This window comes from Novosphingobium fluoreni (assembly GCF_014196615.1).
Taxonomy (GTDB): domain Bacteria; phylum Pseudomonadota; class Alphaproteobacteria; order Sphingomonadales; family Sphingomonadaceae; genus Novosphingobium; species Novosphingobium fluoreni.
The window spans coordinates 344,649-360,396 of record NZ_JACIDY010000002.1; the positions used below are offsets into that span (position 1 = coordinate 344,649).

At 65.2% G+C, this 15,748-nt stretch carries 13 protein-coding genes; 10 read left to right on the forward strand and 3 right to left on the reverse strand.

The annotated features are described in order from the left end of the window. Positions 1-155 precede the first annotated feature (155 nt). The 6 genes from GGR39_RS05285 (at position 156) to GGR39_RS05310 (ending at position 6,830) form a co-directional block, all read left to right on the forward strand. On the forward strand, positions 156-575 hold the full coding sequence (locus GGR39_RS05285) for a VOC family protein (RefSeq protein ID WP_183616188.1): 420 nt from the start codon (positions 156-158) through the stop codon (positions 573-575). A 108-nt stretch (positions 576-683) separates the two neighbouring features. Next, a complete protein-coding gene (locus GGR39_RS05290) occupies positions 684-2,084 on the forward strand; it encodes a glycosyl transferase family protein (protein ID WP_183616189.1) in 1,401 nt (466 codons plus the stop codon). Continuing rightward, a complete protein-coding gene (locus GGR39_RS05295) occupies positions 2,081-3,325 on the forward strand; it encodes a hypothetical protein (protein WP_183616190.1) in 1,245 nt (414 codons plus the stop codon). The genes GGR39_RS05290 and GGR39_RS05295 overlap by 4 nt, the downstream gene beginning before the upstream one ends. A gap of 82 nt (positions 3,326-3,407) precedes the next feature. Next, complete coding sequence (locus GGR39_RS05300; protein WP_058735093.1) at positions 3,408-4,322, forward strand: sulfite exporter TauE/SafE family protein; 915 nt, start codon at positions 3,408-3,410, stop codon at positions 4,320-4,322. Beyond that, the gene (locus tag GGR39_RS05305; RefSeq protein WP_058735092.1) at positions 4,319-5,071 is read left to right on the forward strand and encodes a TIGR02186 family protein; all 753 of its coding nucleotides are present in this window, start codon (positions 4,319-4,321) and stop codon (positions 5,069-5,071) included. Before GGR39_RS05300 ends, GGR39_RS05305 begins: the two co-directional genes overlap by 4 nt. Before the next feature lie 82 nt (positions 5,072-5,153). Continuing rightward, positions 5,154-6,830 carry an ATP-binding protein gene (locus tag GGR39_RS05310; RefSeq protein ID WP_246388346.1) on the forward strand — a complete coding sequence of 559 codons (1,677 nt, stop codon included), beginning with the start codon at positions 5,154-5,156 and terminating at the stop codon, positions 6,828-6,830. A gap of 4 nt (positions 6,831-6,834) precedes the next feature. Here GGR39_RS05310 and GGR39_RS05315 read toward each other — a convergent pair whose 3' ends face one another. The 3 genes from GGR39_RS05315 to GGR39_RS05325 all read right to left on the reverse strand — a co-directional run bounded on the left by GGR39_RS05315 (position 6,835) and on the right by GGR39_RS05325 (position 11,942). Next, positions 6,835-8,316 (reverse strand): MATE family efflux transporter, encoded by a 1,482-nt coding sequence (locus GGR39_RS05315; RefSeq protein WP_183616192.1) that lies wholly within the window; start codon positions 8,314-8,316, stop codon positions 6,835-6,837. Next, entirely contained in the window at positions 8,313-9,044 is a 732-nt protein-coding gene (locus GGR39_RS05320) for a 7-carboxy-7-deazaguanine synthase QueE (RefSeq protein ID WP_183616193.1), read from the reverse strand. The genes GGR39_RS05315 and GGR39_RS05320 overlap by 4 nt, the downstream gene beginning before the upstream one ends. Before the next feature lie 234 nt (positions 9,045-9,278). Then, positions 9,279-11,942 (reverse strand): valine--tRNA ligase, encoded by a 2,664-nt coding sequence (locus GGR39_RS05325; RefSeq protein ID WP_183616194.1) that lies wholly within the window; start codon positions 11,940-11,942, stop codon positions 9,279-9,281. Between the two features lie 162 nt (positions 11,943-12,104). On the opposite strand from GGR39_RS05325, the gene GGR39_RS05330 reads away from it, so the two are divergent. From GGR39_RS05330 to GGR39_RS05345, 4 genes are all read left to right on the forward strand, one after another. Next, entirely contained in the window at positions 12,105-13,220 is a 1,116-nt protein-coding gene (locus tag GGR39_RS05330) for an ABC transporter permease (protein WP_183616195.1), read from the forward strand. Continuing rightward, complete coding sequence (locus tag GGR39_RS05335; RefSeq protein WP_183616196.1) at positions 13,217-14,125, forward strand: ABC transporter ATP-binding protein; 909 nt, start codon at positions 13,217-13,219, stop codon at positions 14,123-14,125. Before GGR39_RS05330 ends, GGR39_RS05335 begins: the two co-directional genes overlap by 4 nt. Positions 14,126-14,134: 9 nt before the next feature. Continuing rightward, positions 14,135-15,073 (forward strand): MlaD family protein, encoded by a 939-nt coding sequence (locus GGR39_RS05340; protein ID WP_058737937.1) that lies wholly within the window; start codon positions 14,135-14,137, stop codon positions 15,071-15,073. A 62-nt stretch (positions 15,074-15,135) separates the two neighbouring features. Then, entirely contained in the window at positions 15,136-15,741 is a 606-nt protein-coding gene (locus GGR39_RS05345) for an ABC-type transport auxiliary lipoprotein family protein (protein ID WP_183616197.1), read from the forward strand. Positions 15,742-15,748: the final 7 nt, after the last annotated feature.

A 15,748-nucleotide genomic window follows, 5' to 3' on the forward strand; every position in this document is an offset into this window, starting at 1 on the left:
ATGCCTTGTAAAACTACATAAGCCCTCCCGAAGCGGCGGGTTGCGTGCGGGTTCCGGCTTGCACGCGGCGTATGGCCCGCCACATAAGCGGCCATCCCATACGGCCGCTTCAACCCCAGGAACCGCGCCGCCAGTCCTGTGAAGGCACCCTGACCATGACCAAATATCTGCATACCATGATCCGCGTCACCGATCCGGACGCGACCGTTCGCTTCTTCAGCCTGATCGGATTGGAAGAAGTGCGCCGTTTCGACAACGAGCAGGGGCGCTTCACGCTGATCTTCCTCGCGGCGCCCGGGCAGGACGGGGTCGCGGAGGTGGAACTGACGTACAACTGGGACCCGCAGGAGTACTCAGGCGGTCGCAACTTCGGTCACTTGGCGTATCGGGTCGATAACATCTACGAGACGTGCCAGCGCCTGATGGACGCAGGCGTGCCGATCAACCGCCCTCCGCGCGACGGACACATGGCGTTCGTGCGCTCGCCTGACGGAATTTCCGTGGAACTGCTGCAGGATGGCAAGCTTCCGGTGCAGGAGCCTTGGGCGAGCATGTCCAACATCGGCAGTTGGTGAGGCAGAGGCCTGTGCCGGCCTGACACCCGGACGAGCAGGGTTACAGAATTGTAAATAGCGGGCCCGCCCCCGGCAGCTTACCGATCGCCGCCGGGGGCTTGAAATCTCATGTCGGACGATCCGCTGCTGGGGGGCATCGCGCTGTTGCGGATGCTCGAACAGGAACTGCTGTACTTTGCCGCATTCTGGTTCGTTCTGGGCGCGCTGGACGAATTTGCGGTAGACTGCCTGTGGATCGGGCAGCGGCTATGGCGCTGGTGGCAGCCTCCCATCGATGAATCGGCCCATGCGACCCAAGCAGCGGGGCCGCTCGCGATCTTCGTGCCGGCCTGGAAGGAAGCGCGGGTGATCGGCCCGATGGTCAGCTACGCCCTTCGCGTCTGGCCGCAGCGTGATATCCGGCTCTACGTGGGCTGCTACGGCAATGATCCGGCGACGGTAGCCGCGGCCATGGCGGCAGCCGCTGGCGATGCGCGCCTGCGGATCGTGATCCATGACCGGCCGGGACCGACGACCAAGGCCGATTGCCTGAACCGGGTCTATCGCGCGATGTGCGCCGACGAGCGGGCGAGCGGTCGCCGTTTTGCGGGCGTGGTGATGCATGATGCAGAGGATATGGTGCATCCCCAGGCCCTGGCTGCCATCGGCAGAGGCCTGGCGACGGCGGACTTCGTTCAGCTTCCGGTCCTGCCGGAGCCGCAGCGGCATTCGCCCTGGATCGCCGGCCACTATTCGGACGAATTCGCCGAAGCACATACCAAGACGCTGACCGTTCGCGATGCCTTGCGTGCGCCGATCCCGGCCGCAGGAGTGGGTTGTGGGTTTGCAAGGTCCGGGCTTGAGGTGCTCGCCCACGCTCGCCGTGTTGAGGGCGGAGACGGTCCGTTCGCGTCCGAATGCCTCACCGAGGATTACGAACTGGGGTTCCTCTTCTCCGACACGGGGCGCCGCTCACGCTTCGTGCGAGAGCGCGCCGCCGATGGCAGCCTGATCGCCACCCGCGCGTATTTTCCGTCCACGCTGGAAACGGCGGTGCGGCAGAAGACCCGCTGGATCCACGGCATCGCCTTGCAGGGATGGGACCGTCTGGGTTGGTCGCGCCGCCCGCTCGATGCGTGGATGCGCCTGAGAGATCGCAAGGGGCCGCTGATGGCGCTGGTGCTGGCCGTCGCGTACGTCTGGCTGTGCATTAGCGGTATCTTGTTCCTAGCCGAACTGGCGGGGCTGAGCGGTGCGATCGTCACCGGATCGGGCTTGAGGGGGATGTTGCTCGTCTGCCTCGCCAGCATGATCTGGCGCGCGGGGATGCGTTTCGCCTTCACCGCGCACGCTTACGGCATGGCTGAAGGGTTGCGATCGATCCCGCGTATGTTTGTGGCGAATGTGATCGCGATCATGGCGGGTCGCCGCGCGATCGTCGCCTATGCCCGCACACTGCGCGGCGCGCCGGTGGTGTGGGACAAGACCGAGCATGATCATCACCCCGCCTTTGCCGGAGCCGTGGCATGAGCGGCCCGCGCAAGCGGGGGCAGCCGCTGGTGGTGCTGGCCGCTCTTCTACTGGGGTGGGTTGGAGCCAGGGTATCCACCATCGGCGGCGCCGAGGCGAGCAGCCTGCCCACCGTGTCCCGCATGGTTGCCACGTCGCCTTCCGCAAATATCGCTGCGGCGCGGGTCGATCACGGCAACGCCCGCGAGCATATCGGCCTGCAATCGTATCCCATGGCTGTGGATAGCGCACTCTATCCCGAGCCAGCCTACGGCGCGGGCTATCCGACGGTCGTCTACTACCTGCCGGCACCCGGTGGTTACTCGTCCGCCAGGCCTTCCCCTGCGATGCGATACACCACGCAGACCGATCGATTGGCCGGTCTCCCGCAGGAGCAGCGCGACCGGGACGCGGACACCTCCAGGATGTACGTGACGGCAGACTATCCCGGCCAACCGATCGGCCGGATGGCGCTGGAGGATGGCGGTACGCTCCCGCTTGGCTTCACCGGAGCCCCGCAGGCCAGGCCCGGCTTGCAAGTGCCGCAATATGGTAAGCCCAATGCTTTGCTTGGTTCAAAGATCGGCCGCTTGATCGGTGACAAGCGGCGCTGGTCGATGGACGCGTGGACCCTCCTGCGCAAAAGCGGGGGCAGGGTTCCGCGCGCAGGCACGCTGCCAGCGACATATGGTGCCAGCCAGGCCGGAGCCGTGTTGCGATACCGTATTGCGATGGACGATCCGCGCCGGCCGACGGCATACTTGCGCACCACGTCCAGCGTCGGCGCGATCAACGAGACGACGGCGGCGCTGGGGCTTTCTGCGCGCCCGATTCCCCGCCTGCCCGTGGTCGCGGCGCTGGAGGGGCGGGTCACCGCCCAAGGCGGATCGCGCAGGGTCCAGCCGGTGGCGATGGCGGTGACGGAACTGCCGCCGATCCCGTTACCGGGGGCCTTGCGCGCCGAAGCCTATGGCCAGGCCGGCTACGTCGCAGGCCGATACGCCACGCCCTTCGCCGACGGGCAGCTGCGCGTTGATCGCTCGCTGCTGACGGTAGGCCGGGTGGAGGCGCGCGCCGGCGGCGGTGTCTGGGGCGGCATCCAGAAAGGCGCATCGCGAGTCGACGCAGGGCCGGGGGCGACCGTCTCGATGCCGCTGACCTCCAAGGTCTTCGGCAGGCTGGCGGTGGATTGGCGGTTCCGCGTGGCCGGGAACGCGGAGCCCGGCTCAGGCCCAGCCGTGACGGTCGCCGCTGGGTTCTGACCGAACGGCGACAGCGGAAAAGACGGGCTTTTTCGCGGCCTGCCTTTCTTCCGCCATCCGGGTAGGCTAGCGAAGACGGACCGTGGACGTCTACCTGCCCATCGCCAATCTGTCGGTCAACGGCCTGATCATCGTCGCACTCGGCGCGTTGACCGGGCTACTGTCGGGCATGTTCGGTGTCGGCGGCGGGTTCCTGACGACGCCGCTGATGATCTTCTACGGCATTCCGCCCACGGTGGCCGCCGCCTCCGCCGCCAGCCAGGTCACCGGCGCCAGTGTTTCGGGCGCATTCGCGCATTCGCGGCGCGGCGGGGTCGACTATCAGATGGGCGGCGTGCTGGTGGCGGGCGGCATCCTGGGGACCGGGATCGGCGCGGTGTTGTTCAACGTGCTCCAGCGCCTGGGTCAGATTGATACCGTCATCAACATCCTCTACGTGCTGCTGCTCGGCTCAATCGGCGGACTGATGGCCCGGGAGAGCATCCGCACCTTGCGGGCGGAACGCAGCGGCGTGCCGCTGCCCGCAGCCAAACGACGCCATCACCCGCTGGTCGCCAACCTGCCGATGCGCTGGCGGTTCTATCGCTCGGGCCTCTATATTTCTCCTCTGGCGCCGCTCCTGCTGGGCGTGGCGACGGGTATCCTGACGATGTTGATGGGCATCGGCGGCGGTTTCGTGCTGGTTCCGGCCATGCTCTATATCCTGGGCATGAGCGCGAATGTCGTGGTCGGCACCTCGCTGTTCCAGATCCTGTTCGTTACGATGGCGACCACGATGATGCACGCGCTGACTACGAAGGCGGTGGACATCGTGCTGGCCACGTTGCTGCTGGTGGGCTCGGTCACGGGTGCGCAGGTCGGCGCGAAATTTGCGCAAAAGGCCAGTCCGGTGAAACTGCGGCTGCTGTTGGCGGTGATCGTGCTGCTGGTGGCGCTGCGCATGGCGCTGGGCCTGGGTTATCGCCCGGACGACATTTACACGGTGGCCCCGCTTTGAGGGGGATTGTCGCTCTTTTCCTCCTGCTGCTGCTGGGCGCCGCGCGCGATCCGATCCTGGTGCCCGAAGTGTCGCAGCACGAAGTGCAACTGCGCCAGGGTTTCACCGGCACCGAACTGCTGCTGTTCGGCGCGGTGCTGAGCCCGGAAGGCACCCGCGCCGCGCAGGACTATGACATCATCGTGGTGCTGAAAGGCCCCACCCAGTCGATCGTGGTGCGCGAAAAACAAAAGGTCGCAGGCATCTGGATCAATGTCGACAGCACCGAACTGCGCTCGGCACCGTCATACTACGCGATCGCCTCGACCCGCCCGATCGCGCAGATCGTCGACGACAAGACCGCCGCGATCTACGAACTGGGGCTGAAGTGGCTGCAGCTTTCGCCGATCGGCTCGATCGATCCCGACGAACAAGCCCGCTTCGCCGCCGGCCTGGTCCAGCTCAATGTCGAGAAAGGACTCTATCGGCAGGAGGAAGGCGCGGTGAAGGTGAACGAGCAAGTGCTGTATCAGGCGCGGATCGGGTTGCCGTCTCGCGTGCCGATCGGGACGTACACGGCAGAGACTTTCGCGATTTCCAAAGGGCGTGTCGTCGCGTCGGCCAGCAGCACGGTCGATGTGCGAAAGATCGGTGTGGAGCGCGCGATCGCGGACTTTTCGGCGAATTACGGCCTGTTTTATGGCTTGCTGGCGGTGATCGTGTCGGTGGCGATGGGCTGGATCGCGGGGCGGCTGTTCGCCCTCACCTGATAGGTTAGCCTGATATTAACCGTGCCGCCCTAGCTGTAGGCCGCGTAACAATCGGGACGGCCAAGAGAAAATGACCATGCACATGGCGGCAGTCGAAGCATCAGGCCGCGTACAACTTGATGACCTGACGCATCTTGCCGGTGCCGTGCAGACCAATGCGCATGAACCGATCGGCATGGTCATCGAGATCGCCGGCTCCGGATCGCGCATCGTTCTGGACGTACCCCGGCTGACAGAGTGTTCCGGTGATCCGGATCCAGCCATCGCCTTGTCCGGCCAGGTCGGATGCCAGATCAAGCTGCGCGCCGGCAATCATTGGCTGCTCGCCAGCGTGCGCAGCCAGAAGCAGGACCCAGGCTCCGCTGAAGCTATCGTCGCCCAAATCGATTTCCTGGGCGAGGGCGAGATTTGCCCAGATACCGGGGTTATGCGCGCATTCCGCCGGGGCGTGACGGTCTATCCCATCCCCGGATCGCTGGTGTACCCCGTCACGACGGACGACCTTCGCCAGATCTACGCCAGTTCCGGCCACGCCGCCGTGATCGAGGCGGGCAACGTCTATCCCACGTCGGACATTCGCGCCGGGCTCTATGTCGATGCGCTGCTGGGCAAGCACTTCGCGCTGCTGGGATCGACCGGCACCGGCAAGTCCACCTCCGCCGCGCTGATCCTGCACCGTATCTGCGACGCGGCGCCGCAGGGCCATATCGTGATGATCGACCCCCATGGCGAATATGGCGCGGCGTTCCGCACCAACGGCGTGGTTCTGGACGTGGGCAATCTGCAGATGCCCTACTGGCTGATGAACTTTGAGGAACACTGCGAAGTGTTCATCACCGCGCGCGGGCATGAGCGGCTGGAGGATGCCGAAATCCTCAGCAAGTGCCTGCTGGAAGCGCGGATGCGCAACCGCCTGGCGCAAGAGCTGGGCCGGATCACCGTGGACGCGCCGATCCCCTACTTGCTGTCAGACCTCAGCAACATCCTCAACAACGAGATGGGCAAACTGGACAAGGGCCGCACCACCGCCGGCTACTTGCGGATCAAGAACAAGATCGACGAGATCAAGGCGGACCCACGCTATCAATTCATGTTCGCAGGCATGCTGGTGGGCGACGTGATGGCAGATTTCATCGGCAAGCTGTTCCGCCTGCCCTCCGACGGGCGGCCGATCTCGATCATCGATGTCTCGGGCGTGCCGTCCGAAATCACCTCCACCGTCGTCGCGGTGTTGAGCCGCCTGGTGTTCGATTTCGCGGTTTGGGCGCGGGAAGAACGGACCCAGCCGATCCTCCTGGTTTGCGAGGAGGCCCACCGCTACGTGCCCAGCGAGCGCAATGCCGATGGTTCCTCGGTAGGGCGCATCCTGTCGCGCATCGCCAAGGAGGGGCGCAAGTACGGCGTCTCCCTCGGCCTGATTACTCAGCGTCCGTCCGACCTGGCGGAGGGCGTGCTTTCGCAATGCGGCACGATCATCGCCATGCGGCTCAACAACGAGCGCGACCAGGCTTTCGTGCGCGCAGCCATGCCGGAGGGCGCGCGCGGGTTCCTCGATGCCATCCCCGCCTTGCGCAACCGCGAGTGCATCATCTGCGGAGAGGGCGTTTCCATCCCGATCCGCGTTGCTTTCGACAATCTGGAGGAGGATCGCAGGCCCGCCTCTGGGGACCCGTCCTTCAGCACCTTGTGGCGTCAGGTCGGGGGCGAAGAGCAGATGGTCGTTCGCACCGTCCAGCGCTGGCGCGCGGGCGGGCGCTGATCGCTCAGGAGGCGGGTGGGCCCACCTCCGGCAGCACGTTGATGCGCCGCCAATTGCCCTTGAGGTAGTACAACACGCTCAACCCCGCTGCCGCGAACGAGCCCACCGGATAAGCCCACAAGACCGCGTCGCTGCCGATCATGGGATAGACCAGGTAATAGAAGCCCATCCGGGAAGGGTAGAGTGAAATTCCCAGGATCACCAAGGGCGCCAGCACCGCGCCGTAAGCCCGCATGGTGCCGAAAAGGATCATCGTCACGCACATGATCACGTAGGAGGCGGTGCACAGCAGTTGCATATGTTGCGCCACGGGCAGGGCCGGACTGGTCGAGCCCAGGAACAGCGCCAGCAGCGGCCGATCCGCCAGCACGATGATCGCGGCCATCACCGTGGACATCGTCAGCGTGGCGGTTAGTCCCACGCGGGTTACTTTGCCCACGCGCGCATGCTTTCCGGCGCCGATCGCTTGCGCGACCATGGCGCTGACCGCAGAGCTTACGGCGAAGGCCGGCATCTGCAGATAATTCCACAATTGCAAAGACGCGCCGTAGGCGGCGGAAAATTCCAGCCCTTCGCGATTGACGAAGCCGATCATCACCACCCCGGCCGAGGATGAGAGCAGCATCGAGGCCCCCATCGGGATGCCCTTCACCACGATATAGCGTAGCGCCGCGCCCCGGGGGATAAGGTACGCCAGTTCCGGGCCGCGCAGGCGCAGCGGCAGATCCCGGCCGTAGATGCGCCACAGCATGAAGCACAGGCCGGCAAGGTTGGCGAACGCCGTCGCCATGGCGGACCCGGCGATCCCCAGCGCGGGCAGCGGGCCGGGGCCGATGATCAGTACCGGGTTCGCCACGATGTCGATCGCGGCGGTCAGGATCATGGCGTAGAGCGGCGTCTTGGAATCCCCCGCGCCGCGCAGGCCCATTGATACCATCATCAGCACCACGCCGAACGGCAGGGTGATGAAAACCACCTGAAGGTACTGGAAGGCCAGATCTGCACTGGCCGCGGGCGTGTTCAGCGCCGCCAGGATGTCGCGGGTGAAGAACCACCCCAACAGCCCGGTCACGATCGACACTACCACGCAAAATCCTATTCCGGTGCCGAAGTTGCGCCGCGCGCCGGCGATATCCCGCGCGCCGAAGAACTGCCCGACCCGCACCGTGGTGGCGGTGCCAAAGCCGATGATCAGGGCGATCATCATGAACATCACGAGATTGGCGTTCGCCGTTGCCGCCAGCGCCGTTTCGCCCAGCAGCCGCCCCACCCAGATCGCGTTGATCGAGCCGTTCAGCGTCTGCAGCACCGAACTGATCAGCATCGGCATCGAGAATGCCAGCAGCGTCTTCAGGATCGGCCCCTGCGTCAGGTCGCCCTTGGGGTTGCCCGATCGGTCCACCGGCGCGCTGGGTGGCGGACTTTGCGGCGCGAGTTGCACCTCCGCCACGTTTTCGCCGATGGGTATGGGGCTCGCCTCGTTCATGTGCCCCTCGTGTCGCCGTAGAGATGTATGTGCAAGCGGTCGGTGAAGCGCAGGCCGTGATCCAGGCAAAGCTGCGCCAGCCAGCGATTGTGCGCCGCCAGTTCGGCCGGGGTGCGCCCTTCCGCCATCAGGAACACGCGATCGGCAGGAATCGCATAATCGTGCTGGAGGCCCAGCACCTGGGCCATATCTGTAGCTTGCGCGATCACGAACTTGAACACGGCGCGCGGGTCGGTGGCCCAGGCCTGCAGCCGCTCTGGCACCAGGGCAAGGTCTGCCGGATTGCCGCTATGCGCCAGCTTGGGGCTGACGTTGTACTGATGCACCAGTCCGTCCAGCGCCGGGTGCGGGGCGACCGTGCCATTGGTCTCGATCTCGACGTGCATCCCGGGCAGTAGCGCCAGCAGCCGGGCCAGCGCCGGGCCTTGCAGCAGGGGCTCCCCCCCCGTGACCACCAGGCGATCAGGGGAAAGCGCGGTGATGCGCGCGGCGACATCCTCTTCGCTCAGCGCCACCTGGTTCTGCGTGCGATCAAAGGCCAGCGCATCGCGGTGGGGGCGGTTATCTCCCTCGAACCGCCAGGTGTAGGCGGTGTCGCACCACTGGCACGCCAGATTGCAGCGAGAGAGCCGCACGAAAGTGCTGGGCCGCCCGAGCGAGAGGCCTTCGCCTTGCAGGGAGGCAAAGATTTCCGGTTCGCCGGGCGTCGTGGTGGCCAGGGTCAGCATGCGCGGTTGCCGCAGTTGCCGGTGTTCAGGCGTGTAAGTCGCCGGGGCTCTTGAAGGCCGAATTTCGGGCTTTGGGGGGAAGGGAGGCGGAACGCGGACATCGCGGCGGCCCATGCCAGATCATGCCGGAGTAGGAAAATGGATTCGGCCGGGGAGGAGGGGCAGGGCGGCGGGGCGGGGCTGGGAAAGGGGCTTGCCGCGCCGACGGCTCGGCCCCACACCCCAGCCTCGCCTTTATCCCAATCGCGCCAGCGCGGCCTGCAACCGCTCGGCTTCCGCCGAATGAGCGGCGTGATCGGCCTTGGCCTTGTCCACCGCTTCGGGCTTCGCCTTTTCCACGAAGGCCGGGTTCTCCAGACGCTTGCCCAGCGAGTCCCGTTCCTTAATCGAAGTGGCCAGCGCCTTTTCCAGCCGCGCTTTTTCGGATGCGAGATCGATCACGCCCTCCAGCGGGATCGCCAGCATTGCATCGCCCGCGCTGATCTGCATCGCCGCGCCGGCAGGGGCCGGTTCGAAGCGGATCGCGTCGAGCCGGGCCAGACGGTCGATCACGGTGCCGCTGTGCGAGATGATCGAGCGCGTCTGCTCGGAAGGATCGGCCAGGTAGGCGGTCAGCCGCGCTCCCGGTGCGATGCCCAGTTCAGCCTTGGCGGCGCGCAAGTTGCCGACGAGCGCGATCAGCCATTCGACCTCGGCCTTCGCCTGCGCATCGATCGGCGCTTGCGGCTCCGGCCACTTCGCCACGATCAACTCGTAGGGCCGCGCGCCCATCTTGGACCACAGTTCCTCGGTCACGAAAGGCATGAACGGGTGCAGCATCACCAGGATTTGGTCCAGCACCCAGCCTGCCACGGCCTTCGTCTCGTCGTCGAACTGGCCTTTGATCAGCTCGATGTACCAGTCGCAGAACTGGCTCCAGGCGAACTGGTAGATGGTGTTGGCCGCCGCATCGAAGCGCAAGTCGGCCATCGCCTTGTCCAACGCCGCGACCGTCTCGACCACTTCGCCGATGATCCAGCGGTTGACCGCCGACGTCGCCGCCGGAGCCGCGACCGACTGGCTCGCGCCGATGCCATTGCTCTGGCAGAACCGCGCCGCGTTCCACAGCTTGGTGGCGAAGTTGCGGTAACCCTCGACCCGCTTCTCATCCATCTTCACGTCGCGGCCCTGGCTTTCCATGGCCGCCATGAAGAAGCGCAAGGCATCCGCGCCGTACTGGTCGATCAGGCCCAGCGGATCGACCACGTTGCCCTTGGACTTGGACATCTTCTGCCCGTCCGCCGCGCGCACCAGCCCATGCAGGTAGAGCCGCTTCCACGGCACTCTTTCCGCCAAAGGCGACTCTGGCTTCATGAAATGAATGCCCTGCATCGCCATCCTGGCATCCCAGAAGAACAGGATGTCGAAACCGGAGATCAGCAGGTCGTTGGGATAGTGGCGGGAGAGGAGGGCGTTATCTTCCGGCCAGCCCAGCGTGGCGAAAGGCCAGAGTGCGCTGGAGAACCAGGTGTCTAGCACGTCCTCGTCACGCTTGACGGCTTTGTTGCCGGCCTGGGATTGCGCTTCTTCTTCCGTCTCGGCGACGTAGATCGAACCGTCATCCGCATACCAAGCCGGAATCCGATGCCCCCACCACAGCTGGCGGCTGACGCACCAGGGCTGGATGTTCTCCATCCAGTTGAAGAAGGTCTTCTCCCAGGTCTTGGGCACGATCTCGATCGCGCCGGAGCGCACGGCGTCCAGCGGTGCCTTGGCGAGGGTTTCGGCGTCCACATACCATTGGTCTGTCAACCAGGGTTCGATCACCACGCCGCCGCGGTCGCCGTAGGGCGTCTGGATCACGCGGTCCTCGATCTTGTCGAGCAGGCCGTCCGCATCCATCAGCTCGACCACGCGCTTTCGGGCGTCGAAGCGGTCGGTGCCGATGAACTCGGCGGGGATCAGCCCGTCAGAAGTCTGGCAGACCTTCGCCTCGGCATCGAGCATGTTGAGCATGTCGGCAGCCTTGATGCCTGCGCGCTTGCCCACTTCGAAGTCGTTGAAATCGTGCCCCGGCGTGATCTTCACCGCGCCCGAGCCCAGTTCCGGATCGGCGTGTTCGTCAAACACGATCGGGATTTCGCGCCCGGTGATCGGCAGGGTCACGGTGGCGCCGCGCGCGACCAAGGCCTGGTAGCGCTCATCCGACGGGTTCACCGCGACCGCCATGTCCGCCAGCATCGTTTCGGGCCGGGTGGTGGCGACCGAGATGTGGCCCGAGCCGTCCGACAGCGGATAGCGGAAGTGCCAGAACTTGCCGTCGATCTCGCGCGTCTCGACCTCAAGGTCGGAGATCGCGGTCTTCAGGCGCGGGTCCCAGTTCACCAGCCGCTTGTCACGGTAGATCAGGCCCTGCTTGTGCAGGTCGACGAAGACCTTCACCACCGCCTTGGTGAAGTGCGGGTCCATGGTGAATTGCTCACGGCTCCAGTCCATGGAGCAACCCAGGCGGCGCAGCTGGCCGGTGATGGTGCCGCCGCTTTCGGCCTTCCACTCCCAGACCTTTTCGATGAATTGCTCGCGCGTGTAGTTGGTGCGCTTGTCCTGACGCTGCTCCATCTGCCGCTCGACCACCATCTGCGTGGCGATGCCGGCGTGATCGGTACCGACGACCCACAGCGCATCCTTGCCGCGCAGCCGCTCGTAGCGGATCACCACGTCCTGCAACGTGTTGTCCAGCGCGTGGCCGACATGAAGGCTGCCGGTGACGTTGGGCGGCGGGTTGACGATGGTGAAGGGCGTGGCGTCCGGCCGCTCGGGACGGAACAGGCCGGCCGTCTCCCAATGGGCATACCACTTTGCCTCGATCGCGGCGGGATCGAAGGTCTTGTCGAGCATCTCTGCGCTGTCTTGCGTCATGCTCCGGGCCTTTGCCATCGTGCGCGGGCGGCGGCAAGGATGTGCTGGACAATCCTCGGCTGAAGGCATACCTGACAAAGAGAGTGAACGATCACTCACATATTTCGTCGCGCAGGTGGAACCTCTTGCCGCGCCAGTGATTATCCCTCATTACGAGGTACTATGCGGGAATGGGCTGACTTCAATCTTGCCGAGACGCAGGAGGGCGGCGTTCCCACGTTGGCGCTGAAGGGTGCCCTGCGCGTCCACTCGCTAGGCAATCTCGATACCAAGCTCGATACGATCTCCCACGATTTCAAGCAGATCGACATGGGCGGCGTCACCGATATCGACACCACCGGCGCCTGGCTGGTCAGCCGCTTCGCACGCAAGCACGACGCCCGGATCGTGGGTGAGAGTGAGCAGGCCCGACGTCTTTTCGCCGCCATCGGCGACTTGGACGACACGCCGCCCGCACCGCCGCCGCACGAAGGCCTGTTGCGCCGTACGCTGGCGGATGTGGGTGATATGATCATCCAGTGGGGCCACGGGCTGGTCCGTATCCTGGATTTCCTGGGGGCGATGCTGAAGACATCGGCCACGGTCATGCGCCATCCCTCGCGGCTGCGCGGCAAGGCCACCATCCACCACATGCAGTACATCGGCGTGAACTCGCTGTGGATCGTCGGGTTGATGAGCTTCCTGATCGGCATCGTCATCGCCCAGCAGGGCGCGGTGCAGCTGCAGCAGTTCGGTGCGGAGATCTACACGATCAATCTCACCGGCCGGCTCACCTTGCGCGAACTGGGCATCCTGATGACCGCGATCATGGTGGCGGGACGCTCCGGCTCTGCGTTCGCGGCGCAGATCGGGACGATGAAGCTGACCGAGGAGGTCGACGCCATGCGCACGATCGGCGTCTCGCCGATGGAGGCGCTGGTGATCCCGCGCGTGCTGGCCGCCGTGCTGATGATGCCTCTGCTGGGCTTTTATTCCTCGGTCGTGGCGATCATCGGCGGCGCGTTCATTTCGAACTTCGCGCTCGATATCCCGTTTCTCACCTTCCTGAAGCGCATCCAGGAAGTGGTGCCGATCACCGATGTTTGGATCGGCCTGATCAAGGCGCCGATCTTCGCCCTCATCGTAGCGCTGGCGGGGTGCTATCAGGGCATGCAGGTGAAATCGAACGCGGAAGAAGTGGGCCTTCGCACGACCCAGGCGGTGGTGACCGCGATTTTCACCGTGATCGTCCTGGATGCCTTCTTCGCGATCTTCTTTACCGAGATCGGCTGGAAATGAGCGACGACGTGCAAGAGGTGGCCCGGCCGCCGGTCGACAGTTCCGAAGCACCGATCGTGGTGCGCGGCCTGCGCAATGCGTTCGGCGAACACCTCATCCATGACGATCTCTCGTTGGAGGTCCGCAAGGGAGAAATCATCGGCGTCGTCGGCGGCTCTGGCACGGGCAAGTCGGTGCTGATGCGCTCCATCATCGGGCTGCAGCAGCCGGAAGCTGGCGAGGTCCACGTGCTGGGCCACGACATGACCCGGCCCAGCGAGGCGGACGAGATCGACGTTCGCTCACGCTGGGGCGTGTTGTTCCAGGGCGGTGCCCTGTTCTCCACGCTGACGGTGGGTGAGAACGTGGAAGTGCCGCTGAAGCAATTCTATCCGGACATGACCGATACGCTGCGTCAGGAGATCGCCCGGTTCAAGGTGCGGCTCTCCGGCTTGGCGGACGAGGCGGCGTTCAAGTACCCGTCGGAGCTGTCGGGCGGCATGCGCAAGCGCGCCGGTCTGGCACGGGCGCTGGCGCTCGATCCGGAGCTGCTGTTCCTGGACGAGCCGACCGCGGGCCTCGACCCGATCGGCGCGGCTGCTTTCGACCAGTTGACGCGCGAACTGAAGGAAACGCTGGGCCTTACCGTCTTCCTCATCACCCACGACCTCGATACGCTCTATGCGATTTGTGACCGGGTGGCGGTGCTGGCGGACAAGAAGGTGATCGCGGTGGGGACCATCCCCGAGCTGCTGGCGCTGGATCATCCATGGATCCAGGAATACTTCAACGGCCCGCGTGGCCGCTCCGCCCAAGCTGCAGAGCAAAAGGGGGCAGCGGAACAAAGCGAAGCGGCCAAATCGAACGGCGGCCGCAAGCCGCTGGCGAACGCGTCGGCCCCTGGGCCTGACGATAGAGAGATATAGGGCAAGGCGATGGAAACACGGGCAAATAACGTCTGGGTCGGCGCAGTCACCCTTGTCCTGCTGGCGTTGCTGGCGGCTTTCGTGATCTGGATCGCGCGGCTGAACCAGGGCGCGCAGAATGAATACGACATTTTCTTCAAGCAGTCGGTCGATGGCCTCGCAAAGGGCTCTGAGGTCGCTTACGCGGGCGTGCCGGCGGGTCAGGTCAGCCAGATCGAGCTGTGGCCTCAGGACCCCAGCTTCATTCGCGTTCGTATCCGCGTGGATGAGAAGGTGCCGATCACCGTGGGCACCACCGCCACGATCCAGGGCAGTTTCACCGGCGTGTCGGACATTCAGCTGGAGGGCGCGCAAAAGGGTGCGCCGCCGATCGTGGAGCCGGGGCCGGATGGGGTGCCCGTGATCCCCACGCGCCGGGGCGGCTTCGGCGAAATTCTCTCCAACGCGCCGCTGCTGCTGGAACGGCTGGCGACGCTGACCGAGAACCTCAACCTCATGCTGAACGAAGACAACCGCAAGTCGCTGTCCGGCATCCTGGAAAACACCAACAAGATGACGCGCGATATCTCGGCGGCGACGCCCGAATTTCGCGGGGCGATGGTGGAGCTGCAAAAGTCGCTGGCACAGGCGCGCCTGACGCTGCAATCCTTCCAGAACGTGGCCGACAAGGCGGATGGCGTGCTGGGCAGCGAGGGTAATTCGCTGGCGGTGCAGCTTCGCCGCACGCTGGGTTCGGCCGAGAGCGCGATGAACCAGCTGAACAAGACGCTGGAAACCGCGCAGCCCGCGTTCAACCAGGTTTCCACCTCGACGATCCCGGCGGCCGAGGCGGCGATCCGCGATCTCCGGGCGACCACCAAGGCGCTGCGCAACGTGACCGAGAAGATCGACGAACGCGGTGCCGGCGCGCTGCTGAGGGGGCAGTCGGTGCCGGACTACAAGCCATGACGAAGCAGCAGGCCATCACCGGTCCATCCGCTCCGTCCGCAAACAGGAAAAAGGCTACAGGCATGTCCGCATTCCGCCCGAAGATCGTCGCCGGTTCGGCTATTGCGCTGGCCGCCAGCCTCCTGCTGTCGAGCTGCCTTGGCCTGGGCGGCAAGGCGCCCAAGCAATTGATCAGCCTAGTGCCCACCTCCAGCGCACAAGCGGGGCCAGCCGTCACGGCGGATAGCAAAAACGCGATCGTCATCATGGACCCGGAGTCCGATCGCAGCCTGGAAATGCTGCGCGTTCCCGTCCGCGTGAACGCGGCGACCATCGCCTATCTCACCGACGTAGCGTGGATCGAAAAGCCCTCGCGCCAGTTCCGCGGCGTCCTGGCCGAAACGTTGCGCACGCGTACGCAGCGGCTGGTTGTTGAAGATGGCGATTTCGACGCGGTGGGCAGCACGATGCTGACCGGCCGCCTGCTCGCCATGGGCTACGACGCGCCGACGCAATCTGTCGTCGTCCGCATCGACATGCAGCGGCACGAAAAAGGCGGTGCGATCATCTCACGCCGGTTCGAGGCCGTGGTCCCCGGTATTCAGGCGAAAGCCGCCCCTGTGGCCGCGGCGCTCGGCACCGCCGTGAACGACGTCGCCGGGCAAGTCGCCGCGTGGGTGGTGGGCTGAGGATTTC

Bases quoted from the DNA above. Each gene is read 5' to 3' on its own strand.
- GGR39_RS05285 (WP_183616188.1), top strand. From the start codon at position 156: ATGACCAAATATCTGCATACCATGATCCGCGTCACCGATCCGGACGCG.
- GGR39_RS05290 (WP_183616189.1), top strand. From the start codon at position 684: ATGTCGGACGATCCGCTGCTGGGGGGCATCGCGCTGTTGCGGATGCTC.
- GGR39_RS05295 (WP_183616190.1), top strand. From the start codon at position 2,081: ATGAGCGGCCCGCGCAAGCGGGGGCAGCCGCTGGTGGTGCTGGCCGCT.
- GGR39_RS05310 (WP_246388346.1), top strand. From the start codon at position 5,154: ATGGCGGCAGTCGAAGCATCAGGCCGCGTACAACTTGATGACCTGACG.
- GGR39_RS05315 (WP_183616192.1), bottom strand. From the start codon at position 8,316: ATGAACGAGGCGAGCCCCATACCCATCGGCGAAAACGTGGCGGAGGTG.
- GGR39_RS05320 (WP_183616193.1), bottom strand. From the start codon at position 9,044: ATGCTGACCCTGGCCACCACGACGCCCGGCGAACCGGAAATCTTTGCC.
- GGR39_RS05325 (WP_183616194.1), bottom strand. From the start codon at position 11,942: ATGACGCAAGACAGCGCAGAGATGCTCGACAAGACCTTCGATCCCGCC.
- GGR39_RS05330 (WP_183616195.1), top strand. From the start codon at position 12,105: ATGCGGGAATGGGCTGACTTCAATCTTGCCGAGACGCAGGAGGGCGGC.
- GGR39_RS05335 (WP_183616196.1), top strand. From the start codon at position 13,217: ATGAGCGACGACGTGCAAGAGGTGGCCCGGCCGCCGGTCGACAGTTCC.
- GGR39_RS05340 (WP_058737937.1), top strand. From the start codon at position 14,135: ATGGAAACACGGGCAAATAACGTCTGGGTCGGCGCAGTCACCCTTGTC.
- GGR39_RS05345 (WP_183616197.1), top strand. From the start codon at position 15,136: ATGTCCGCATTCCGCCCGAAGATCGTCGCCGGTTCGGCTATTGCGCTG.